This is a genomic window from Enterobacter sp. MEB024 (assembly GCF_030209635.1).
Lineage (GTDB): Bacteria > Pseudomonadota > Gammaproteobacteria > Enterobacterales > Enterobacteriaceae > Enterobacter > Enterobacter ludwigii.
In genome coordinates this window covers 381,389-404,167 of sequence record NZ_JARVRQ010000005.1, presented here as the reverse complement: position 1 = coordinate 404,167, position 22,779 = coordinate 381,389, and the positions used below count along the sequence as shown (strand labels likewise).

Annotated in this window: 23 protein-coding genes; 10 read left to right on the top strand and 13 right to left on the bottom strand. The window is 58.0% G+C overall.

What is annotated here, in order from left to right:
- Positions 1 to 98: 98 nt before the first annotated feature.
- Together ascF and QRN24_RS11515 are read left to right on the top strand one after the other, a co-directional pair.
- Positions 99 to 1,550: a PTS cellobiose/arbutin/salicin transporter subunit IIBC gene (gene ascF, locus QRN24_RS11520; protein WP_284942727.1), complete on the top strand. Its 1,452-nt coding sequence runs from the start codon at positions 99 to 101 to the stop codon at positions 1,548 to 1,550.
- An 18-nt stretch (positions 1,551 to 1,568) separates the two neighbouring features.
- Positions 1,569 to 2,993 (top strand): 6-phospho-beta-glucosidase, encoded by a 1,425-nt coding sequence (locus QRN24_RS11515; protein ID WP_020883838.1) that lies wholly within the window; start codon positions 1,569 to 1,571, stop codon positions 2,991 to 2,993.
- Between the two features lie 93 nt (positions 2,994 to 3,086).
- Here the strand turns inward: QRN24_RS11515 and hycI are convergent, their stop codons facing one another.
- The 9 genes from hycI to hycA form a co-directional block, all read right to left on the bottom strand.
- Positions 3,087 to 3,542, bottom strand: a complete 456-nt coding sequence (gene hycI, locus QRN24_RS11510) for a hydrogenase maturation peptidase HycI (protein WP_284942726.1) — start codon at positions 3,540 to 3,542, stop codon at positions 3,087 to 3,089.
- On the bottom strand, positions 3,535 to 3,945 hold the full coding sequence (locus tag QRN24_RS11505; protein WP_121339775.1) for a formate hydrogenlyase maturation HycH family protein: 411 nt from the start codon (positions 3,943 to 3,945) through the stop codon (positions 3,535 to 3,537). The genes hycI and QRN24_RS11505 overlap by 8 nt, the downstream gene beginning before the upstream one ends.
- On the bottom strand, positions 3,942 to 4,709 hold the full coding sequence (locus QRN24_RS11500; protein ID WP_014171362.1) for an NADH-quinone oxidoreductase subunit B family protein: 768 nt from the start codon (positions 4,707 to 4,709) through the stop codon (positions 3,942 to 3,944). The genes QRN24_RS11505 and QRN24_RS11500 overlap by 4 nt, the downstream gene beginning before the upstream one ends.
- The gene (locus tag QRN24_RS11495) at positions 4,709 to 5,251 is read right to left on the bottom strand and encodes a formate hydrogenlyase complex iron-sulfur subunit (RefSeq protein WP_014171363.1); all 543 of its coding nucleotides are present in this window, start codon (positions 5,249 to 5,251) and stop codon (positions 4,709 to 4,711) included. Before QRN24_RS11495 ends, QRN24_RS11500 begins: the two co-directional genes overlap by 1 nt.
- A 94-nt stretch (positions 5,252 to 5,345) precedes the next feature.
- Complete coding sequence (locus QRN24_RS11490; protein WP_126488063.1) at positions 5,346 to 7,055, bottom strand: hydrogenase large subunit; 1,710 nt, start codon at positions 7,053 to 7,055, stop codon at positions 5,346 to 5,348.
- 15 nt (positions 7,056 to 7,070) lie between these two features.
- Positions 7,071 to 7,994, bottom strand: coding sequence for a respiratory chain complex I subunit 1 family protein (locus QRN24_RS11485; protein ID WP_284942725.1), 924 nt, complete (start codon positions 7,992 to 7,994; stop codon positions 7,071 to 7,073).
- A gap of 1 nt (position 7,995) precedes the next feature.
- Entirely contained in the window at positions 7,996 to 9,810 is a 1,815-nt protein-coding gene (hycC, locus tag QRN24_RS11480; protein WP_284942724.1) for a formate hydrogenlyase subunit 3, read from the bottom strand.
- Entirely contained in the window at positions 9,807 to 10,415 is a 609-nt protein-coding gene (locus QRN24_RS11475) for a 4Fe-4S dicluster domain-containing protein (RefSeq protein WP_014171368.1), read from the bottom strand. Before QRN24_RS11475 ends, hycC begins: the two co-directional genes overlap by 4 nt.
- Positions 10,416 to 10,485: 70 nt before the next feature.
- Entirely contained in the window at positions 10,486 to 10,950 is a 465-nt protein-coding gene (gene hycA / locus QRN24_RS11470; protein WP_032680403.1) for a formate hydrogenlyase regulator HycA, read from the bottom strand.
- A gap of 210 nt (positions 10,951 to 11,160) precedes the next feature.
- Between hycA and hypA the strand changes: the two genes are divergently transcribed.
- From hypA to flhA, 6 genes are all read left to right on the top strand, one after another.
- Positions 11,161 to 11,511 carry a hydrogenase maturation nickel metallochaperone HypA gene (gene hypA, locus QRN24_RS11465; protein ID WP_014171370.1) on the top strand — a complete coding sequence of 117 codons (351 nt, stop codon included), beginning with the start codon at positions 11,161 to 11,163 and terminating at the stop codon, positions 11,509 to 11,511.
- 3 nt (positions 11,512 to 11,514) lie between these two features.
- Positions 11,515 to 12,378, top strand: coding sequence for a hydrogenase nickel incorporation protein HypB (hypB, locus tag QRN24_RS11460; RefSeq protein ID WP_063925532.1), 864 nt, complete (start codon positions 11,515 to 11,517; stop codon positions 12,376 to 12,378).
- Positions 12,369 to 12,641, top strand: a complete 273-nt coding sequence (locus QRN24_RS11455) for a HypC/HybG/HupF family hydrogenase formation chaperone (protein ID WP_014171373.1) — start codon at positions 12,369 to 12,371, stop codon at positions 12,639 to 12,641. Before hypB ends, QRN24_RS11455 begins: the two co-directional genes overlap by 10 nt.
- 3 nt (positions 12,642 to 12,644) lie before the next feature.
- Positions 12,645 to 13,766 carry a hydrogenase formation protein HypD gene (hypD, locus tag QRN24_RS11450; RefSeq protein WP_020883829.1) on the top strand — a complete coding sequence of 374 codons (1,122 nt, stop codon included), beginning with the start codon at positions 12,645 to 12,647 and terminating at the stop codon, positions 13,764 to 13,766.
- Entirely contained in the window at positions 13,763 to 14,773 is a 1,011-nt protein-coding gene (hypE, locus tag QRN24_RS11445; RefSeq protein ID WP_044865615.1) for a hydrogenase expression/formation protein HypE, read from the top strand. Before hypD ends, hypE begins: the two co-directional genes overlap by 4 nt.
- 63 nt (positions 14,774 to 14,836) lie before the next feature.
- Complete coding sequence (gene flhA / locus QRN24_RS11440) at positions 14,837 to 16,909, top strand: formate hydrogenlyase transcriptional activator FlhA (RefSeq protein WP_020883827.1); 2,073 nt, start codon at positions 14,837 to 14,839, stop codon at positions 16,907 to 16,909.
- A 66-nt stretch (positions 16,910 to 16,975) separates the two neighbouring features.
- Here flhA and QRN24_RS11435 read toward each other — a convergent pair whose 3' ends face one another.
- The gene (locus QRN24_RS11435; protein ID WP_040018915.1) at positions 16,976 to 17,320 is read right to left on the bottom strand and encodes a nitrous oxide-stimulated promoter family protein; all 345 of its coding nucleotides are present in this window, start codon (positions 17,318 to 17,320) and stop codon (positions 16,976 to 16,978) included.
- A 174-nt stretch (positions 17,321 to 17,494) separates the two neighbouring features.
- On the opposite strand from QRN24_RS11435, the gene QRN24_RS11430 reads away from it, so the two are divergent.
- Both QRN24_RS11430 and mutS read left to right on the top strand, forming a co-directional pair.
- On the top strand, positions 17,495 to 17,725 hold the full coding sequence (locus tag QRN24_RS11430; RefSeq protein WP_020883826.1) for a SymE family type I addiction module toxin: 231 nt from the start codon (positions 17,495 to 17,497) through the stop codon (positions 17,723 to 17,725).
- Positions 17,726 to 17,838: 113 nt separating this feature from the next.
- On the top strand, positions 17,839 to 20,400 hold the full coding sequence (mutS, locus tag QRN24_RS11425; RefSeq protein ID WP_121339778.1) for a DNA mismatch repair protein MutS: 2,562 nt from the start codon (positions 17,839 to 17,841) through the stop codon (positions 20,398 to 20,400).
- A 97-nt stretch (positions 20,401 to 20,497) separates the two neighbouring features.
- Here mutS and QRN24_RS11420 read toward each other — a convergent pair whose 3' ends face one another.
- The 3 genes from QRN24_RS11420 to QRN24_RS11410 are packed head-to-tail and all read right to left on the bottom strand — an operon-like array spanning position 20,498 to position 22,764.
- Entirely contained in the window at positions 20,498 to 20,734 is a 237-nt protein-coding gene (locus QRN24_RS11420; RefSeq protein WP_014171381.1) for a non-oxidative hydroxyarylic acid decarboxylases subunit D, read from the bottom strand.
- Positions 20,735 to 20,744: 10 nt separating this feature from the next.
- Positions 20,745 to 22,172 carry a non-oxidative hydroxyarylic acid decarboxylases subunit C gene (locus tag QRN24_RS11415; RefSeq protein ID WP_014171382.1) on the bottom strand — a complete coding sequence of 476 codons (1,428 nt, stop codon included), beginning with the start codon at positions 22,170 to 22,172 and terminating at the stop codon, positions 20,745 to 20,747.
- Positions 22,162 to 22,764, bottom strand: coding sequence for a non-oxidative hydroxyarylic acid decarboxylases subunit B (locus QRN24_RS11410; protein ID WP_014171383.1), 603 nt, complete (start codon positions 22,762 to 22,764; stop codon positions 22,162 to 22,164). The genes QRN24_RS11415 and QRN24_RS11410 overlap by 11 nt, the downstream gene beginning before the upstream one ends.
- Positions 22,765 to 22,779: the final 15 nt, after the last annotated feature.

The following is a 22,779-nucleotide window of genomic DNA, read 5'->3' as shown; positions in this document are numbered from 1 at the left end:
ATGTACAAAATGTGATCTTGTTTCATTCAAAGAAACTATTGATGATTATGTGGAACCGGTTTCCTACATTTCTCACAACGATAACAGGATTACATCCGATGGCCAAAAATTACGCTGCGCTGGCGAATGACGTTGTCAGCGCGCTCGGCGGCAGAGACAACATCGTCGCCGTCACCCACTGCATGACGCGACTGCGTTTCGTCCTCAAAGACGAAAGCCTCACCGATGCCCCGCGCCTGAAAAGCATTAACGGCGTGCTCGGCGTGGTCCGCAACGACAACCAGTGCCAGGTGATCATTGGCAACACCGTGTCTCAGGCCTACCGCGAAGTGGTAAGCCTGCTGCCCACCGACCTGCAGCCTGCCGTACCGGAAGGCCCGCAGAAAATGCCCCTGCGCCGCATCGGTGCCGGGATCCTCGATGCGCTGATCGGCACCATGTCACCGCTGATCCCGGCGATCATCGGCGGTTCAATGGTCAAACTGCTGGCAATGATCCTGGAGATGACCGGCGTCCTGGAAAAAGGGGCACCGACGCTCACCCTTCTGACGCTGATTGGCGATGGCGCGTTCTTCTTCCTGCCGCTGATGGTCGCCGCCTCTGCCGCAGTGAAATTCAAAACCAACATGTCGCTGGCGATTGCCATCGCGGGCGTGCTGGTACACCCGGGCTTTATCGAACTGATGGCGAAAGCCGCACAGGGCGAGCACGTTGAATTCGCCTTTATTCCGGTGACGGCAGTGAAATACACCTACACGGTCATCCCGGCGCTGGTGATGACCTGGAGCCTGTCGTACATCGAACGCTGGGTTGATCGTATTACGCCGGCGGTCACGAAAAACTTCCTTAAACCGATGCTGATCGTTCTGATTGCCGCCCCGCTCGCCATTGTGCTGATAGGGCCGCTCGGGATCTGGATCGGGAGCGCGATTTCAGCGCTGGTCTACACTATTCACGGCTATCTGGGCTGGCTCTCCGTGGCCATTATGGGCGCCCTCTGGCCGCTGCTGGTGATGACCGGGATGCACCGCGTATTTACGCCGACGATCATTCAGACCATTGCCGAGACGGGCAAAGAGGGAATGGTTATGCCGTCGGAAATCGGAGCCAACCTGTCGCTCGGCGGTTCATCGCTGGCGGTGGCGTGGAAAACGAAAAACCCGGAACTGCGCCAGACGGCGCTCGCGGCAGCGGCTTCTGCCATCATGGCAGGCATTTCAGAACCTGCCCTCTATGGTGTGGCGGTACGCCTGAAACGCCCGCTGATTGCGAGCCTTATCAGCGGTTTCATCTGCGGGGCAGTGGCTGGCATAGCCGGTCTTGCCAGCCATTCAATGGCGGCGCCAGGGCTGTTTACCAGCGTACAGTTCTTCGATCCGGCCAACCCGATGACCATCGTCTGGGTATTCGGAGTCATGGCGCTGGCGGTTGTGCTCTCGTTTGTTCTGACCCTGATTTTAGGTTTTGAAGATATCCCGGTCGAAGACGAGGCTGAGAAAGCACGCGCCCTGCAGAGCGCTCCGGTTCAGGCCAAAGCAGCACAAGTCTAAATTTATAGCGAGGTAAAGATGTCTGTTTTTCCACAAGGATTTTTATGGGGCGGCGCGCTTGCCGCCAACCAGAGTGAAGGGGCTTACCGTGAAGGCGGCAAAGGGCTGACGACGGTCGATATGATCCCCCACGGCGCGAATCGTCTGGCGGTGAAGGTCGGTAAGGAAAAACGTTTTACGTTGCGTGACGACGAGTTTTACCCGAGCCACGAGGCGATTGATTTTTACCATCGCTACAAAGAAGACATCGCCCTGATGGCGGAGATGGGCTTTACGGTATTTCGTACCTCGATTGCCTGGAGCCGCCTCTACCCGAACGGCGATGAGCCACTGCCCAATAAAGAGGGGATTGCCTTCTACCGCGCAGTGTTCGAAGAGTGCAAAAAATACAACATCGAACCGTTGGTCACACTGTGTCATTTCGACGTACCGATGCACCTGGTCACGGAGTATGGATCCTGGCGCAACCGCAAGATGGTCGATTTCTTCGCCCGCTATGCCCGTACCTGTTTCGAAGAATTTAACGGTCTGGTGAAGTACTGGCTCACCTTCAACGAAATCAACATCATGCTGCACAGCCCGTTCTCCGGCGCGGGGCTGGTGTTTGAAGAGGGAGAGAACGAAGATCAGGTAAAATATCAGGCCGCGCATCACGAACTGGTGGCAAGCGCCCTGGCGACCAAAATCGCCCATGAGGTGAACCCGGAAAACCAGGTCGGCTGCATGCTGGCCGGCGGCAACTTCTACCCCTACTCCTGCAAACCGGAAGACGTGTGGATGGCGCTGGAGAAGGACCGCGAAAACCTGTTCTTTATCGACGTGCAGGCGCGCGGCAGCTACCCGGCCTATTCTGCCCGCGTGTTCCGCGAAAAAGGGGTAGTGATTGTCAAAGACCCTGGCGACGATGAACTGCTGAAAAACACCGTCGATTTTGTGTCGTTCAGCTATTACGCCTCGCGCTGCGCGTCGGCGGACATGAACGCCAGTAATACCAATGCGGCGAATATCGTGAAATCCCTGCGCAACCCGCACATCCAGGTCAGCGAATGGGGCTGGGGGATCGACCCACTGGGGCTGCGCATCACCATGAACATGATGTACGACCGCTATCAGAAGCCGCTGTTCCTGGTGGAAAACGGCCTCGGCGCGAAAGACGTCATGGATGAACACGGTGAGATTAATGACGACTACCGTATCAGCTACCTGCGCGAACATATTCGTGCGATGGGCGATGCCATAGAAGACGGTGTGCCGCTGATGGGCTACACCACCTGGGGCTGTATTGACCTGGTGGCCGCATCCACGGGCGAGATGAGCAAACGCTACGGGTTTGTCTATGTTGACCGCGATGACGCGGGCAACGGTACGCTGGACAGAACGCGTAAGAAATCGTTCTGGTGGTATAAGAAGGTCATTGCAAGTAACGGAGCGGATCTGGCGTAGCCTGTTGCTCTCTCCCCCTCCCTCTCCCTCTCCCACAGGATGCGGGCGAGGAGGTGTCCAGGCCGGGTGGAAGCTACCACCACCCGGCACTGCTCACAGTCGGGAAAAACCGCCGTCCCCACGCCATCCGGCAAGCCGGGAGTAAACCTCTTCGACGGCCTCTTTCACCGGCGGCGTCATCGGATAATAAAACCCAACGATGTCCGGCTGAATGCCCAGAAACAATACCTCTCCCACATCGTCTTTAATCTGATCGACCAGATAGTTCAGCGGCATATTGTGGGTGGTCATCATAAACATCTCGGCGATGTCATCCGGATCAATCAGGCGGGTTTCCCCCGGATTAAGTCCCATATCGGTTGCATCCACAATCAGCAGCCTGTCCGGGTGCAGCTCACGGATCGCCACCACATCGTTTTCCGGTGCGCTGCCGCCGTCAATAACCACCCATTCGCCCTGCGGATGCGCGGCACACATTTGTGCAAGCAGCGGGCCCACGCCGTCGTCGCCCATCATGCTGTTGCCGACACACAGTAAAACATCAGTCACGTAATCTCCTCACCATCAGGTAGATGGCACTCTCCTGATGAATATCATGCAGCATGCTGAGCAAAATTTTGCTCCAGGCCTGCTGCTGTGGGGTTTGCACGCTCAGCGCGGCGTCGAAAGCACTGGCGAGCATCGCAATGTGGTTGGCGTCGATAACGATCTCACCGTACTTCGGCACGCCTTCCATTTTGCGGCGCGCCATACTGCCCTCCGCCAGCGTGGCGATCCACGCCAGATAGTCAGGCCACGGGCAGCTTAATGCCGTTTCGAGACAATCTATCACCCCGAGGTGATGCCCAATGGCCAGGCTGTAATAGACCACCTGCTGCGCCGCATCCGGCGTGGCATCGTTCTCATCAATAAACTTACGGCTCAGCTGACTGAACACCACCGTTTCACTCATCGGATACGCGCCTCTTCCACCACCTGATTCAGGTTCGCGACGATCTCATTAAGACGAGGATCGTTTTCCGCCTCCAGCCAGCGCGTGACCTGATGATCGCCCTGGCTCAGCAGACGCAGATAATCGTCGGCAATCTGGCGACCATAGCGATACCCCGCGAGCCGGCGCGCCGTGCGATCGACCTTCACGCGCAGCGGCTGCACCATATCCGGGTGCAGAATTGCGGCAGCCTGGTTGTCGCGCTCACCCGGTTCACGGGCATGTATTTTCTGCTCCAGCAGCCCGAGCGCCATGGCAAAACCGTACAGCGTGGCCGCAGGCGTTGGCGGACAACCGGGAATGTAGACATCCACCGGAACAATTTTATCGGTGCCGCCCCAGACGCAGTACAGGTCATGGAAGATGCCGCCGCTGTTGCCGCAGGCACCGTAAGAGATACAGATTTTTGGATCCGGTGCGGACTGCCAGGCACGTAATGCTGGCGATCTCATGGCACGGGTAACGGCACCGGTAAACAGCAAAATGTCCGCATGACGCGGCGAAGGCACCACTTTAATACCGAAGCGTTCGGCGTCGAACAGGGGCGACAGCGTGGCAAAGATCTCAATCTCACAGCCGTTGCAGCCGCCGCAGTCCACGCGGTACACATAGGCCGAACGTTTAATGTTTTTCAGCAGCGAGGCCTTCATGCTGGCGATGGATTCCTCCACCGTCATCGGCACCGGAATGCCGTTAGCGTCGCGTGGGCCGATCAGGTTTTCCATCAGCTGGCCTCTCTCATATGACGGGTAATATCGATGCGGTCCGACGGCAGCAGGCATTTCTGCCGTTTGCAGTCCGGGCAGGTTTCAAAGCTTTCGCGATGATGCTCCGCGCGGGCATCACCGTTGTGCTGCAACAGCGCGATGGCGTAGTCGATCTCTTTTTGTACGGCAAACGGGCGTTTGCAGACACGGCAGTTGCACAGCGCGAAACGCGACTGCTGCAAGAAATCCTCTTTCTTCCAGACCGCCAGCTCGTACTCCTGCGAAAGACGGATCGCCACCGTCGGGCAAACTTCCTCGCAGCGGCCGCAGAAAATGCAGCGCCCGAGGTTGAACTGCCAGGCCAGCTCGCCCGTTTTCAGATCGGTTTCCACCGTCAGGGCATTTGACGGGCAGGCGTTAACGCAGGCAGCACAGCCGATGCACTGCTGCGGGTTGTGCTCCGGCTTGCCGCGAAAGTTTTTATCGACCGGCATCGGCTCCAGCGGATAGCGACTGGTCACCGTCCCGGTTTTGATCACTTTTTTGATGAAGGTAAACATGTTGACTCCTGCTTATGTGCTGCCTGTGCTCCGCACCCCGGATCTCTCGTCAAAAAGAGGGTCAGGGTGAGGGCATCAGCCTGCACAAAATCCCCTATTTCAGCGGCGAGTTCTTACGCTCGATGCTGTAGCGCTCCAGCTCTTTGTACGGCACCACCTGGCTTTTCTTCTTGCGCACATCCACCACCGTCATGCGGTCGGTGCAGGAGTAGCACGGATCGAGGCTGCCAATGATCAGCGGCGCATCGGATACCGTATTGCCGCGCAGCATGTAGCGCAGGGTTGGCCAGTTGGCGTAGGTTGCCGCACGGCAGCGCCAGCGGTAGAGCTTCTGGTTGTCACCGGTCATGCTCCAGTGGATATCGTCTCCACGCGGGGCTTCGGCAAACCCCAGCGCGAAGCGGTTTGGAATGTAGGTGAAGCCCTCAACCATCAGCGGACCGCCTGGCAGATTATCCAGACCGAAGTCGATCATGTTCAGCGCGGTGAATACCTCGTTGATACGCACCTTCAGACGCGAAATAACGTCGCAGCCCTGCTCGCTGTGCACGGTCATAGGCAGCAGGCCGTAGCCGACGAACGGATGATCGGCGCGGGTATCGCGGGCGTGGCCGCTGGCACGAACCATGGGGCCAACGTTACTGAAATCGCGGGCGATTTGCGGATCCAGCTGGCCAATACCGACGGTACGCTGCTCAATGTTCGGCGTGCTGAGCAGCATATCCACCAGCTCCTGAACGTCGCGACGCATCTGCTGCGCCAGCTGGCGGGTCTGGATCATGTCATCTTTCAGCAGATCGCGACGAATCCCGCCGATCAGGTTCAGACCGTACGTTTTACGCGCCCCGGTCAGGATTTCCGCCATCTTCATGGAGGCTTCACGTACGCGGAAAAACTGCATAAAGCCGGAGTCAAAACCGACAAAGTGACAGGCCAGACCGAGGTTCAGCAGGTGCGAGTGCAGACGCTCCACTTCCAGCAGGATGGCGCGGATCATCTGCGCGCGTTCCGGCACCACAATCCCCATGCCGTTCTCCACCGAGGTGGTGTAGGCGGTACTGTGGGCAAACCCGCAGATGCCGCACACGCGGTCAGAGAGGAACGTCACTTCGTTATATCCCATCCGGGTTTCCGCCAGTTTTTCCATCCCGCGATGGACGTAGAACAGGCGGTAGTCGGCATCAATAATATTCTCGCCGTCGACAAACAGGCGGAAGTGGCCCGGCTCGTCAGACGTGACGTGCAGCGGGCCTATCGGCACCACGTTGTTCTTTTTGCTGCCAAGCTCATTGATGAACGCGTAAGTCTCACTGTCGGTGGTCGGGGCCGGACGCTGACGGTAATCCATGCTGTCTTTGCGCAGGGGATAGAGTTCGTCTGGCCAGTCGTCCGGCAGCACCAGACGGCGCTCATCCGGAAGCCCAACCGGGACCAGACCATACATATCGCGCACTTCGCGCTCGCCCCAGACGGCGGCGGGCACGCGCGGGGTGACAGACGGGTATTCCGGTTTGTTGGGATCCACTTCGACACGCACGGTGAGCCAGCACTTCTCGCCCTGCTCCATCGACATCACGTAGTAAACCGCATAGTTTCCGCACAGCTGACGCTCGTCGTTGCCGAACAACACCGACAGCCAGCCACCCTGCTGGTAGTAAAGAAACTCCACCACTTCCGGCAGGTAGTTCACTTTCACGGTCACCGTTATCTGGTCTTTGGTTTGCCAGGACTCCTCCAGCACCACGCCCGGGAAGGCCTGGTGCAACGCGGCGAGATACTGCTGACCTTTCTTTTCTTCAGACATAAAAACTCTCTTTAATCACGCCACCAGCATGGAGACGAACGCTAAAAATGCAAAACCAAAACCGGCCCAGGTGATGCGCGACGTCGCCACAAAACGCAGACGCGCCATGCTGTTCTCAAACAGGGCAATCACCAGCACGCCGACAAGTAGCTTGAGCGCGGCAACGACCACCGCCAGCACCAGACCGGCCGCGGAAAAGTGCGTCATCTGCCCCCACGGGAAGAAGACACCGACAAACATCTGCAGCACTACCAGCTGTTTGAGGCTGATGCCCCATTTCAGCACCGCAAAGCCGTAACCGCTGTACTCGGTCAACGGACCTTCCTGCAGCTCCTGCTCCGCTTCCGCGAGGTCGAACGGCAGTTTGCCCATCTCGATAAACGTCGCGAATGCGCAGGCGCAGAGCGCCAAAAGCAACGGAAGGGAACGGTCCACGGGCCAGTGATACACGGTATGAGTGATAAAGCTGATATGGGTTGACCCCGCGACCTGCGCGGCGCCCCACAGGCCGAGCAGCAGGATCGGCTCAACCAGCACGCCGAGCATGGCCTCGCGGCTGGCACCAATCCCGGTAAACGGGCTGCCGGTATCGAGGCCGGCAATCGCGAAGAAGAAGCGCGCGATGGCGAAGAGGTAGATAAGCGTAATGAGATCGCCCAGCACCGGCAGCGGCGATCCGACGGTGACGACCGGTAACGCCGTGGCGATGGTGAGCATGACGCCAGCCAGCACAAACGGTGTCAGGCGAAAGACCCATCCTGCCGCGTCCGGGGAAACGCTCTGACGTCCCATCAGCTTGAACAAATCACGGTACTCCTGGAGTACACCAGGCCCGCGACGGTTATGCATCCGGGCACGCGCCACGCGGCTCACCCCGGAGAGCAACGGCGCCATGGCAAATAGCACCAGCGCCTGAAGTATTGCCAGTAACAGACTCATGTCAGGCTCCTCGTGAAATCACAATCACAACCAGTACCGCCAGCTCGATCAACGCCAGTCGGCGGAACAGCACGGGCACGGCAGCGCTCTGCCAGCCCGGCACCCACCCCACCGGGTTAAGCCAGTCCCGCAGTTTCAGCACCGCGGCAAAGTTCTCTTTGACCGGCATGGCAAAGCCGTGCGCTGTGATCACCATGGATTGCTCGTGTGCGTAACCGCAAGCCCAGGCGGTACCGCGTGCTCGAGAGGAGAGGCGGTCGCGTCTGAAGAACAGCATCAGCACGAACGGCAGCAGCGGCGCGGCAATCAGCAGCAGCGCAATCATCGGCTGGGACACCGTGGTATGCGCCGTGGTGAGCGGCAGAGGAATGGCGTTACCCAACAGCGGAAGAAGCCACGGGGCAGCTACCCCGCCCGCGATGCAGCACAGCGCCAGCGCGACAACGCTCGCCCCCATCAATGCCGGTGCACAGCAGGCGTTTTCGGCCTCACGCGTGCGCGGTGCACCCAGAAAGGTCACGCCGTAGACTTTAGCCATACACATCACCGCCAGCGCACCGGTTATCGCCAGCCCAACCGCCAGCAGCGGGCCGAGCAACCGGGCGATAAACACCTCGCTCTGACCGAGTGCGAAGAAGGACTGATAGATAACCCACTCGCCGGCAAAGCCGTTCAGCGGTGGCAGCGCAGCCATTGCCATCAGCCCCACCAGCATGCACAGAGAGATAACGGGCATTTTTTTGCCGATGCCGCCGAGTTTTTCGATATCGCGATGACCGGTGCGGAACCAGACGCTACCTGCCCCGAGGAACAGGGCGCTTTTAAACAGGCTGTGGTTGATCAGGTGATACAGGCCGCCGATAAAGCCGGCCGCAATCAGCGCCGGTTGATTGAGCGCCAGCCCGGTAACGCCTGCGCCAATACCCAGCAGGATAATGCCGATGTTCTCAAGGGTGTGGTACGCCAGCAGACGCTGAATATTGTGCTCCATCAGGGCGTACAGGCCGCCGATGAAGGCGGTGATCATCCCGGCGACCAGCAGCACAACGCCCCACCACAGCGGCGGCTGCCCACCGGTGAGCGTTATCGTCAGAATGCCGAACAGACCAACCTTCATGACAACCGTCGAGAAGAGCGCTGCGGCAGGCGCGGAGGCATGTGCATGTGCCTGTGGCACCCAGCCGTGCAGCGGGATAATCCCGGCCAGCAGGCCAAAGCCGATCACGCCAAGGAGCCAGACATCATTCCCCAGCGACTGACCGTTAAGGACGGAGAAGTCCAGCGTGCCGAAGCGCTGCCACACCAGCCAGCAGGCCAGTGCCAGCAGCAACGTGCCAAGACGCCCCAGCGCAAACCACAGTTTGCCGGAGGTGCTACAGCCCGTAAGGAATACGCCGCACAGCGCCATGATCTCGGCCATCACCACCAGCGCGCCGAGGTTGCTGGCAGTCACGGTACAGACCGCCGCGGCCATCAGCAGATTGACCAGCAGACCGTTGGGCTGAGTGTGCTGATGGCGGTGCCAGTCAATATTAAACAGGCTGATAAACACGCCGCACAGACCAAAGGTCACCAGCCAAATGGCATTCAGCGGCGTAATTTCAACGGTGTGCCGTATCAGCGGCATCACCGCTTCGACGGATTGTCCGCCTGTTAACACGAGGCCACCGGCCACCAGCGTCATCACGCTGCCAACCGCCCCGCCGATACCGGCTATCCAGCCGCTCAGGGTTTTATGGAAAGAGAAGATCAAGGCCAACACAGCGGCGGCGGCAAAATAGGCCACCGCGCTGGTAATCATCATCACCGCGTTCATTTCGCCCCCTCGTTCAGCGCCTGAAGCAGAGAAAGATCGCCGAAATCACTGTTAATGGTCAGCTCACGCTTACGTTTACTGGTGCGAACGATGTCGCGAATATTGACCAGAATCAGCGCCTTCGTCGGGCAGGTGCGCACACAGGCTGGCCCTTGTTCATCAAAGCTGCACAGGTCGCATTTGACCGCAACGGCACGCACGCCGGGAACCCAGTCAAGCAGCGTGCTCACCTTCGCCGGCGCAGGTGGCGCTGGCGGCGCTTTCGGGGAGTTGGCATTCGCCGGGATATGCAGCGGACGGCTGCCGGAAAATTCAATCGCGCCGAACGGACAGGCAATGCCGCACAGTTTGCAGCTCACGCACAGACTTTCATTCAGCTGCACTGCACCCTCGACACGGGTGATGGCATTAACAGGACAGACTCCCGCGCAGGGGGCATCTTCACAGTGGTGGCAGAGCTGCGGCGCAGACTCTTTTTCATTACGCATGACGCGCAGGCGCGGCATGGACTGTAGCCCGTGCTGACGGTGCGTTTCCGAACAGGCCGCCTCACAGGTTCGACAGCCAATACAGACCGTCGAGTCAGCAATTACAAAACGGTTCACCGGGTCATCCTCTGGTGATAGTCATTTTTGACGAAAAACTGTCTTGTCGACACTTCTCGACACGCAATGGTCAGGCCACGTTCGCTGAGGGATTTCCATCCATCAGCTGTTTCAGGTTGACCGGGAGATCGTGTTCAACAGCGGCGTACAGGCCGTTATAAACCGGCGCGATTTTTTCCAGATAGTGCTCCAGCACCTGCTGGCGATCGCGGTTACTGACGTGACCATCGACCATCCCGTCGGCCATCAACTGCGCCTTCGCAATACACTGTTTTTCACCTTCTTTTGTTTCGACGTAGTACTCGATGGTGTGGCTGTTGAAGGTGTCTGCCAGGGTGACGTTTATCGTGAAATGGCCGAAGAGCACAAAGCGCATATCCCCCTGCGCTGCACAGCTCATGGCGTGGTGAAGACGGGCTTTTGACAGGGTGATGCCCTGAACCAGAGAGTTGCAGTAAAGGTGCCACTGCTCCTGTAACTGCTGATGGCGCTGCGCAATGTAATCCGCTTTTTCGCTAATTTCCCAAATAGTCATAAAAGGTATCCGGTTAATGGAGATAGCGGCTGTTAAGCAGATTCCATGCCAGTTTTTAATATATTGATTTTTAACTATTTTAATCAAAGGAAGCGTGTCAATCACGCCGTGTCGACGTGTCATTTCGACAGCATTGACATCGTCACGCCTTAACAAAAATCAAGCTGGCACCGTTATTGCATTATCGGGGCAATTCATTGAGGAGGCGTCATGCACGAAATCACCCTCTGCCAGCGGGCCGTCGAGTTAATTGAACAGCAGGCGCGGGCAAACAATGCGAAACGCGTCACCGGCGTCTGGCTACAGGTCGGGGCCTTTTCCTGCGTTGAAACCAGCGCCCTGACCTTCTGCTTTGAGCTGGTGTGCCGCGGCACGCTGGCGGAAGGCTGTGAACTGCATATTGAAGAACAGCAGGCGGAGTGCTGGTGCGCGCAGTGTCAGCAATACGTCACTCTGCTTTCATCGAAGGTTCAGCGCTGTCCGCAGTGCCAGAGCAGCGAGCTTCGCATCGTGGCGGATGACGGCATGCAGATCCAACGTCTCGAAATCGAGAAGGAGTAAAATATGTGTAGTACCTGCGGTTGCGCTGAAGGCAACCTGTATATAGAAGGGGATGAACACCGTCCTCACGCCGCGTTTCGCTCCGCACCCTTTTCACCTGCCCCTCGTCCTGCAGCGGCATTAACCGGTATCACCTTCGCCCCCCGACACTCCGCTGCGGGCGACCTGCATTACGGGCATGGCGTCGCCGGTACCCACGCGCCGGGGCTCAGCCAGCGTCAGATGCTGGAGGTGGAAATCAACGTTCTGGATAAAAACAACCAGATTGCAGCACGCAACCGCGCCCGCTTTGCCACGCGTAAACAGCTGGTCCTGAACCTGGTCTCCAGCCCCGGCTCCGGCAAAACCACGCTGCTGACACAAACGCTCCACCGCCTGAACGGGCGCATCTCCTGCGCGGTCATCGAAGGCGATCAGCAGACGGTGAACGACGCCGCGCGTATTCGCGAAACCGGCACGCCCGCCATTCAGGTTAATACGGGTAAAGGCTGCCATCTGGATGCACAAATGATTGCCGACGCCACGCCGCGCTTGCCGCTGGCGGACAACGGCATCCTGTTTATTGAGAACGTGGGCAACCTGGTCTGTCCAGCCAGCTTCGATCTCGGTGAGCGACATAAGGTCGCGGTGCTCTCGGTGACCGAAGGTGAAGACAAGCCGCTTAAATATCCGCATATGTTTGCCGCCGCTTCGCTGATGTTGCTGAACAAAGTTGACCTGCTGCCGTACCTGAATTTCGACGTGGACAAATGCATGGCCTATGCCCGTGAAGTGAACCCGGATATTGACATCATGCTGGTGTCCGCAACCCGCGGTGACGGGATGGACGCCTGGCTGAACTGGCTGGAGAGCGAACGATGTGCATAGGCGTCCCCGGACAAATTCACGCCATTGACGGGAATCAGGCCCGCGTTGAGGTGTGTGGCATATTGCGCGACGTCGACCTGACGCTCGTCGGCAGCACCGACGAAACCGGCGCCTCACGCCTCGGTCAGTGGGTGCTGGTGCACGTGGGGTTTGCCATGAGCATCATCAACGAAGCGGAGGCCCGCGACACGCTCGATGCCCTTCAGAATATGTTCGACGTGGAGCCGGACGTCGGGGCATTGCTGTACGGCGAGGAGCGGTAAACCATGCGCTACGTTGATGAATATCGCGCGCCTGAGCAGGTGATGCAGCTGATTGAACATCTGAAAACACGGGCGGCACGGCTGAGCTATACCGCCGAAAAGCCGCTGCGTATTATGGAAGTCTGTGGCGGGCATACGCATGCCATCTTTAAATTTGGCCTCGACCAGCTTCTGCCGGAAAACATCGAGTTTATCCATGGCCCCGGCTGCCCGGTGTGCGTCCTGCCGATGGGACGCATCGACGCCTGCCTTGAGATAGCCCACCAGCCTGACGTGATTTTCTGTACCTTTGGCGATGCGATGCGCGTGCCGGGCAAAAACGGCTCGCTGCTGCAGGCAAAAGCCCGGGGCGCAGATATCAGGATCGTGTACTCGCCGATGGATGCCCTGACGCTGGCCACCCATAACCCCGGCCGCAAGGTCGTCTTTTTCGGGCTTGGTTTTGAAACCACCATGCCCGCCACGGCCATCACGCTGCAGCAGGCCAAAGCCCGCAACATTGATAACTTTTTCTTTTTTTGCCAGCACATTACGCTCATCCCGACGTTACGCAGCCTGCTTGAAGAGCCGGACAACGGAATTGACGCTTTTCTGGCGCCGGGCCATGTCAGCATGGTTATCGGGACGGCGGCCTACGGCTTTATCGCTGAACAGTTCGAACGGCCTTTAGTGGTGGCTGGTTTCGAACCTCTTGATCTACTGCAAGGCGTGACCATGCTGGTTGAGCAGAAAATAGCAGCCCAGAGTGCAGTAGAAAATCAGTACCGCCGTGTCGTCCCCGACAGTGGAAATGTGGTGGCCCAGCAGGCGATAGCCGAGGTATTTAGCGTCGAGGGCGACAGCGAATGGCGTGGTCTGGGGCTGATTGCAGAGTCCGGCGTGCGCCTGACGCCAGCCTACCGGTCGTTCGACGCCGAAGCCCACTTCCGCCCGCAGCCGCAACAGGTGTGTGACGACCCGCGGGCCCGCTGTGGCGAAGTGCTCACCGGCAAATGCAAACCCCATCACTGCCCGTTATTTGGCAACACCTGTAACCCGCAAACGGCTTTTGGCGCGCTGATGGTCTCTTCCGAAGGGGCGTGTGCCGCGTGGTATCAGTATCGCAATCAGGAGTCTGAAGCATGAATACGGTTGAAATGGCACACGGCAGCGGCGGCCTGGCGATGCAGCAGCTGATTAACCGTCTGTTTATGGACGCGTTTGATAACCCCTGGCTGGCGGAGCAGGAGGATCAGGCCCGCATTGACCTCTCCACCCTGACCGCGCAGGGCGACAGGCTGGCCTTTTCCACCGACAGCTACGTGATTGACCCGCTGTTCTTCCCGGGCGGCGATATCGGCAAGCTCGCGGTCTGCGGTACGGCAAACGACGTGGCCGTCAGCGGTGCTGTTCCGCGCTTTCTCTCCTGCGGCTTTATCCTTGAAGAGGGGCTGCCGATGGAGACGCTCTCTGCGGTCGTCAGCAGCATGGCGCACACGGCACGCGAGGCGGGTATCGCCATCGTCACCGGCGACACCAAAGTGGTCCAGCGTGGCGCAGCCGACAAACTGTTCATCAATACCGCCGGCATGGGGGCGATCCCTGCCGACATTCACTGGGGCGCGCAGCAGCTTGCCGTCGGCGACGTGCTGATCGTCAGCGGATCGCTGGGCTGCCACGGGGCGACGATCCTGAACCTGCGTGAAGGCCTGGGGCTGGACGGAGAATTACGCAGTGATTGCGCGGTACTGACTCCGCTTATCCAGACCCTGCGTTCCCTTCCAGGCGTGAAAGCCCTGCGCGATGCGACCCGCGGCGGGGTTAACGCCGTGGTACATGAGTTCGCGGCGCGCTGCGGTCTGGGTATCGAACTCACTGAACGCGCGCTGCCCGTTAAGCCTGCCGTTCGCGGCTTGTGCGAACTCCTCGGGCTCGACCCGCTAAACTTTGCAAATGAAGGCAAGCTGGTCATTGGCGTGGAGCGCGCGGCGGCCGAATCCGTACTTGAACAGCTGCGGGCACATCCTTTCGGGAAAGAGGCCGCGCTGATTGGTGAAGTGGTTGAGCGCAAAGGGGTGCGCCTGACCGGGTTGTATGGCGTCAAGCGGACGCTGGATCTGCCGCACGCGGAACCTTTACCCCGCATTTGCTAGAACCGCGCCAAAAGCGGTCAGCACTGACTTTCTCTTTTTTGCCAGTTTCTATTGGAAAGCAATATGCCGTATACACCGATGAGCGATCTTGGACAGCAGGGCCTGTTTGACATTACGCGCACACTTTTACAGCAGCCCGATCTTGGCGCGCTGAGCGATGCCCTGACGCGGCTGGTCAGGCAATCAGCGCTGGCAGACAGCGCCGCAATTGTGCTCTGGCATAGCGCAAGCCATCGCGCGAGCTACTATTCAACGCGCGACAATGGCAAAGCGTTTGAGTACGAGGATGAAACCTACCTCGCTCATGGTCCTGTCCGGCGTATTCTTTCCCGCCCGGAGGCGCTGCACTGCAATTTTGAGGAATTCCGCGAAGCGTGGCCGATGCTGGCGCAGAGTCAGTTATACCCGCCTTTCGGCCACTACAGCCTGCTGCCACTGGCGGTGGAAGGGCATATCTTCGGCGGCTGCGAGTTTATTCGTCACACCGACCAGCCGTGGAGCGAGGCGGAATACGAGCGTCTGCACACCTTCACCCAGATTGTGGCCGTGGTCGCAGAGCAAATTCAAAGCCGCGTCACCAATAATGTGGATTACGACCTGCTGAGCCGCGAACGTGACAATTTCCGGATCCTGGTGGCCATCACCAACGCGGTGCTTTCGCGCCTCGATATGGATGAGCTGGTCAGCGAAGTCTCAAAAGAGATCCACCACTATTTCAAAATCGACGCCATCAGTATTGCGCTCCGGGGGCACCGGAAAGGCAAGCTGAACATCTACTCCACCCACTATCTTGATGAGGCAAACCCCGCCCACGAACAGAGTGAAGTGGATGAGGCGGGCACGCTCTCTGAGCGGGTATTTAAAAGCAAAGAGATCCTGCTGCTCAACCTCAACGAGCAGGATGCGCTCGCGCCTTATGAGCGGATGCTGTTTAACACCTGGGGGAATAAAATCCAGACGCTGTGCCTGCTGCCGCTGATGTCCGGCAATACTATGCTTGGTGTCCTGAAGCTGGCGCAGTGTGAAGAGGGCGTCTTTACCACCGCCAACCTGAAACTGTTGCGCCAGATTGCCGAGCGTATCTCCATCGCACTGGATAACGCGCTGGCCTATCAGGAGATCCACCGTCTGAAAGAACGGCTGGTGGATGAAAACCTGGCGCTGACGGAACAGCTTAACAACGTGGACAGCGAGTTTGGCGAAATCATCGGCCGCAGCGATGCCATGTACAGCGTGCTGAAACAGGTGGAGATGGTGGCGCAAAGTGACAGTACGGTGCTGATCCTCGGTGAAACCGGCACCGGTAAAGAGCTGATTGCCCGTGCGATCCACAACCTCAGCAACCGTAACAGCCGCCGCATGGTGAAGATGAACTGCGCCGCTATGCCCGCAGGCCTGCTGGAAAGCGATCTCTTTGGCCACGAACGCGGCGCGTTTACCGGTGCCAGCAGCCAGCGCCTGGGCCGTTTCGAGCTGGCGGACAAAAGCTCGTTGTTCCTTGATGAAGTGGGCGACATGCCTCTGGAGCTGCAGCCCAAACTGCTTCGCGTCCTGCAGGAGCAGGAGTTTGAACGTCTTGGCAGTAACAAACTTATCCAGACTGACGTCCGACTCATTGCCGCCACCAACCGCGATCTGAAAAAAATGGTCGCCGACCGCGAGTTTCGAAGCGACCTCTATTATCGCCTGAACGTCTTCCCAATCTGCCTGCCGCCCCTGCGTGAACGGCCGGAAGATATCCCTCTGCTGGTCAAAGCGTTTACCGCCAAAATAGCCCGCCGGATGGGCCGCAACATCGACAGTATCCCCGCCGAGACGCTACGTACCCTCTCCTCGATGGAGTGGCCGGGTAACGTCCGTGAACTGGAAAACGTCATTGAACGTGCGGTATTGCTGACGCGCGGTAACGTACTGCAACTCTCCCTGCCCGAAGTTTCCCTGCCCGAAACCCCGGTTACAGCCACCGACGTGGCGCAGGAAGGTGAAGACGAATATCAGCTGATCATGCGCGTGCTGAAAGAGACTAACGGTGTCGTGGCCGGGCCGAAAGGTGCAGCCCAACGTCTGGGACTAAAACGCACCACGCTGCTCTCGCGCATGAAACGTCTCGGGATTGATAAAGAGAGCCTGGTGTAGCGTCATTCTGGCTGAGATCCCGCATGCAGGCGTTGGGATACGGTTGTCAGCGAAGCGCCTGAACGGTTACTTTTTCGGGCGATACTTTTCCGGTAATTCCGGCACCGGGCGACGGTCATCCATCAGGTGGCGTACCGTCAGGATGGGATGACGCCATAACATACGTGGGCCAGCCCAGCGCATCACCTGCTTCATCTCTTCGCGCCTGGCAGGCTGATAGCAGTGAACGGGGCACTGTTTACAGGCGGGTTTTTCCTCACCAAAAACGCATTTATCCAGGCGCTTATTGGCATACGCTTTCAGCGCCTGATAATGCCCCTCTTCCTGCGAAGCCTGGGGACACTGTGTTTCATACAGCGCGATCATTTTCGCGATCGTCTCTTTCTCACGTGTAATGCGTTTTCCGGACATAACGGCTCACCAGATAATAAAGTGCATTTATAATACGCCTTTCAGCTACTGATTTCAGGTGTTGCATTCTGTTTTCTGAAGGCTGATTCCAGTATTAAGCCCACACCTGCAGTAAATCACTGGTATTTTATACAGCATCAGGAATGACCCTTGTCCACGTTGTCCGGAGGCCGTATGCACGAGATCGCTATCACCAAATCCTATCGTCATTTGAAAGTGGGGTATTTCAGAAAGCGTCATGAAGACCGTAACACCAAGATACCCAAACGCTACAGCGTGCATGCGGCGCTGAGCTTAAAGGGCGACTGGCTTGAAAAAGCGGGGTTTACCACCCATTCGCAGGTCAGAGTGGGGGTTGAGCATGGAAAAATTGTCATTGAGTTAGTGCAGGAAGGCACCTCGTAATGCCGCGACATTTTTCTGCGCCGTACCTTTTTTTCATGCGACAATAGAAGGAACTAACGGCCACTGAGCCGCCCAAAGCGTATTATTTTCAAAGAAATGGACATCATAACTCCATGAGCACAATCGACAATTTCGACGCACATACGCCGATGATGCAGCAGTACCTGAAGCTGAAAGCACAGCATCCGGAAATCTTGCTGTTCTACCGTATGGGCGATTTTTACGAGCTATTTTATGACGATGCCAGACGTGCGTCGCAGCTGCTCGACATCTCGCTGACCCGGCGTGGCGCATCTGCAGGCGAGCCCATTCCCATGGCCGGTATTCCGCATCACGCGGTAGAAAACTACCTTGCGAAACTGGTGAATCAGGGTGAGTCAGTCGCCATCTGCGAACAGATCGGCGATCCGGCAACCTCAAAAGGGCCGGTTGAGCGCAAAGTCGTGCGCATCGTCACGCCTGGTACGATCAGCGACGAAGCCCTGCTGCAGGAGCGCCAGGATAACCTGCTGGCGGCACTGTGGCAGGACGGCAAAGGTTTCGGTTATGCGACGCTGGATATCAGCTCCGGACGTTTTCGTCTGAGTGAACCGGCAGATCGTGAAACGATGGCGGCTGAATTACAGCGCACGAACCCGGCAGAACTGCTCTATGCCGAAGATTTTGCCGAGATGGCGCTGATTGAAGGCCGCCGCGGTCTGCGCCGTCGTCCGCTGTGGGAGTTCGAAATTGATACCGCGCGCCAGCAGTTGAATCTGCAGTTTGGCACCCGCGATCTGATTGGCTTTGGTGTGGAAAATGCCCCGCGCGGACTGTGTGCCGCGGGTTGCCTGCTGCAGTACGTCAAAGATACCCAGCGCACCACCCTGCCGCATATCCGCTCGATCACGATGGAGCGGCAGCAGGACAGCATCATTATGGATGCCGCGACGCGTCGTAATCTGGAGATCACCCAGAATCTGGCCGGAGGCGTGGAAAACACCCTCGCTTCTGTCCTCGACAGCACGGTGACGCCGATGGGTAGCCGTATGTTAAAACGCTGGCTGCATATGCCCATTCGCGATACCGGGACGCTTACCTGTCGTCAGCAGACGATTGCCGCGTTGCAGGATCGCTACAGTGAACTGCAGCCCGTGCTGCGCCAGGTTGGCGATCTGGAGCGTATTCTTGCGCGTCTGGCGCTGCGTACGGCGCGTCCGCGCGACCTCGCCCGCATGCGTCATGCCTTCCAGCAGTTGCCGGAATTGCGCAGCCTGCTCGCCGATGTGGATAGCGCGCCGGTGCAGAAACTGCGTGAAACCATGGGTGAATTTAGCGAGCTGCGCGAGCTGCTTGAACGCGCCATTATTGACGCACCTCCGGTTCTGGTGCGTGACGGCGGCGTAATTGCCCCGGGCTACAACGAAGAGCTGGATGAATGGCGTGCGCTGGCCGACGGTGCCACGGACTACCTGGATAAGCTGGAAATTCGCGAGCGCGAACGCCTTGGGCTCGATACCCTCAAAGTGGGCTATAACGCGGTTCATGGTTACTACATTCAGATCAGCCGTGGACAAAGCCATCTGGCCCCCATCCACTACGTGCGCCGCCAGACGCTGAAAAACGCTGAGCGTTACATTATCCCTGAACTGAAAGAGTACGAGGACAAAGTTCTCACCTCGAAAGGCAAGGCGCTGGCGCTGGAGAAACAGCTGTATGAAGAGCTGTTCGACATGCTGATGCCGCACCTTGCAGACCTGCAGTCAAGCGCCAGTGCGCTGGCAGAGCTGGACGTGCTGGTCAACCTGGCAGAACGCGCTGAAACGCTGAACTACACCTGCCCGACCTTTACCGATAAACCCGGTATTCGCATCACCGAAGGCCGTCATCCGGTTGTGGAACGGGTGCTGAACGAGCCGTTCATCGCCAACCCGCTAAGCCTGTCGCCACAGAGAAGAATGCTGATCATTACCGGTCCAAACATGGGCGGTAAAAGTACCTATATGCGCCAGACAGCGCTTATCGCTCTGCTCGCCTATATCGGCAGCTACGTTCCTGCGCAAAAAGTGGAGATTGGCCCTATCGACCGTATCTTTACTCGTGTCGGGGCAGCGGACGATCTGGCCAGCGGTCGCTCAACCTTTATGGTGGAGATGACCGAAACCGCCAATATTCTGCATAATGCGACCGAATACAGCCTGGTGTTGATGGACGAAGTCGGGCGCGGAACATCAACCTATGATGGTCTGTCACTGGCATGGGCCTGCGCTGAAAACCTTGCCAATAAGATCAAGGCAATGACGCTGTTCGCAACCCACTATTTCGAGCTGACACAGTTGCCAGAAAAGATGGAAGGCGTGGCAAACGTCCACCTTGATGCGCTGGAACACGGCGATACCATCGCCTTTATGCACACCGTACAGGATGGTGCCGCAAGCAAGAGCTATGGCCTGGCCGTGGCCGCGCTGGCGGGGGTTCCAAAAGAGGTGATCAAACGTGCGCGCCAGAAATTGCGTGAGCTGGAGAGCCTGTCACCGAATGCCGCGGCCACGCAGATTGATGGCACGCAAATGTCGTTGCTAGCCCCGGCAGAAGAGACGTCACCGGCCGTTGAGGCGCTGGAAAATCTCGATCCGGACTCGCTCACGCCGCGTCAGGCGCTGGAGTGGATTTATCGCCTGAAAAGCCTGGTGTAATCTGCACCCGGTGGCGCAATGCTTACCGGGCCTGCCGGGAAGTAGCGGTATCTGAAATAAACAGGCCGGGTAAGGCGAAACCGCCTCCCGGCTTTTTTTAGCGCTTATCGTCGGCCAGTAACGGCGGGATCGTCGGCACCTGTGGTGCGTCATCGATATCCTTCTGCGTCATGCGAAACGCTTGCGGATAATGATCGCGGTGGGTCCGGCGTAGCGGCTCTGTGTCACGCCAGGTATACAGACAATGCTGGCACTGATAGACAGTCCAGACCCCTTTCACCGGTGATGTTGCCATCACCTCAATATGCTCATCAGCACAACGTGGACATATCATCTTTTCCTCCTTATTGGCGTGCAGCCAGCATCGCAGTCAGTTTTTCGGCCCAGGCCTTGGTTTCAGGTAAATCCTGTACCGGCTGGCTGAAGTGGCCCCGGTTGTCGGGTGCAACAGGCGTGGTGGCATCAATAATCAGTTTGTCGGTAATGCCTGCCGGGCTGGAGCCCGGGTCCAGTTCAAGCACCGACATATTCGACAACTGCACCAGATCGCCCGCCGGGTTCACCTTCGAGGACAGCGCCCACATCACCTGCGGCAGGTTGAACGGGTCAACGTCTTCATCCACCATAATCACCATCTTCACGTAGCCCAGGCCGTGCGGCGTGGTCATAGCACGTAAGCCGACTGCGCGGGCAAAGCCACCGTAGCGTTTTTTGGTGGAGATAATCGCCAGCAAACCGTGGGTATACATGGCATTGACCGCCTGCACTTCCGGAAATTCTGCTTTCAGCTGCTGGTAGAGCGGTACACAGGTAGCCGGGCCCATCAGGTAGTCAATTTCGGTCCACGGCATGCCGAGGTAGAGGGATTCAAAAATGGGTTTTGTGCGGTAAGACACTTTATCTATACGCACCACCGTCATGTTACGGCCACCAGAGTAGTGCCCGGTAAACTCACCAAAGGGTCCTTCGATTTCGCGCTTGCGGCCTTCAATCACCCCTTCCAGAATGACTTCAGATCCCCACGGTACATCAAAGCCGGTCAGCGGTGCCGTCGCAATGGGATAGGGGCTTTCGCGCAGCGCACCGGCCATCTCATACTCAGATTGATCGTATTTCAGCGGCGTCGCGCCCATAAGTGTAATAATCGGATCATTGCCAAGCGTAATCGCGACCGGCAGATCTTCACCGCGCTCTTCCGCTTTATGCAAATGCAGGGCGATATCGTGCATCGGAACCGGTTGCAGACCCAGCTTGCGTTTTCCCTTCACTTCCATGCGATAGATACCGACGTTCTGCTTGCCGAAGTTATCCGCATCAAGCGGATCGCGTGAAACCACGCACGCTTTGTCGAGATAAAAACCGCCGTCACCGTCGTTCAGACGGAACAGCGGCAGGATGTCGAAAAGGTTAATGCCTTCACCCTCCACCGTATTTTGAGCCCAGGCGGGATCTGCACGGCGCTCTGGCGTGACGGGGAATTTATCCCAGCGGCGAATAAACTCATCAATCTGTTTTTTGACGGGGGTGTTCGCGGGCAGTCCCATAGAAATGGCGTGATTCTGCCAGGAACCAATGGTGTTCATTACCACCCGGGCATCGGTAAACCCGCGAATATTATCGAACCACAGCGCCGGTGCGCCGTCACCAATACGGCCTGTGGCGTTGGCTGCCGCGGCCAGGTCCGGTTCTGCATTCACCTCTTCTTCAATTTTCAGCAGTTGCCCTTGCTCATCGAGCGCCTGCAGGAAGCTTCTCAAATCATCAAATGCCATCTTTATTCTCCTGTGAAAAATGTTTTGCTTCCCGCAACCCGTTCCAGCGGCGCGCTTTTTTGTGCTCCAGACCAAACTGGTCGAGCACGCGGGTCACAATGTGATGGGTGATATCGTCGGCGGTCTGCGGGTGGTTGTAATACGCGGGCATCGGCGGCACCATTGCCACGCCCATACGGGACAGTGCGAGCATATTCTCAAGATGAATGGTGCTGAGTGGGGTTTCACGAGGAACCAGCACCAGTTTGCGCCCCTCTTTCAGCACCACATCTGCCGCACGGCCCACCAGTCCTTCGGCGTAGCCTGCGCGAATGCCTGCCAGCGTTTTCATACTGCAGGGAATGACGATCATGCCGTCGGTGCGAAACGAGCCGGATGAGATAGTGGCAGCCTGATCGGCCGGGCTGTGGACAACATCGGCCAGCGCAGCCACATCCTGTGCGGTGTAGGGCGTCTCCAGCTCAATGGTGGTTTTTGCCCATTTCGACATGACCAGATGGGTCTCCACCTCCGGCATGTCACGTAATGCCTGCAGCAACGCTACGCCCAGCGGCGCGCCCGTTGCGCCCGTCATTCCAACTATCAATCTCATTCAGCACCTCAATTA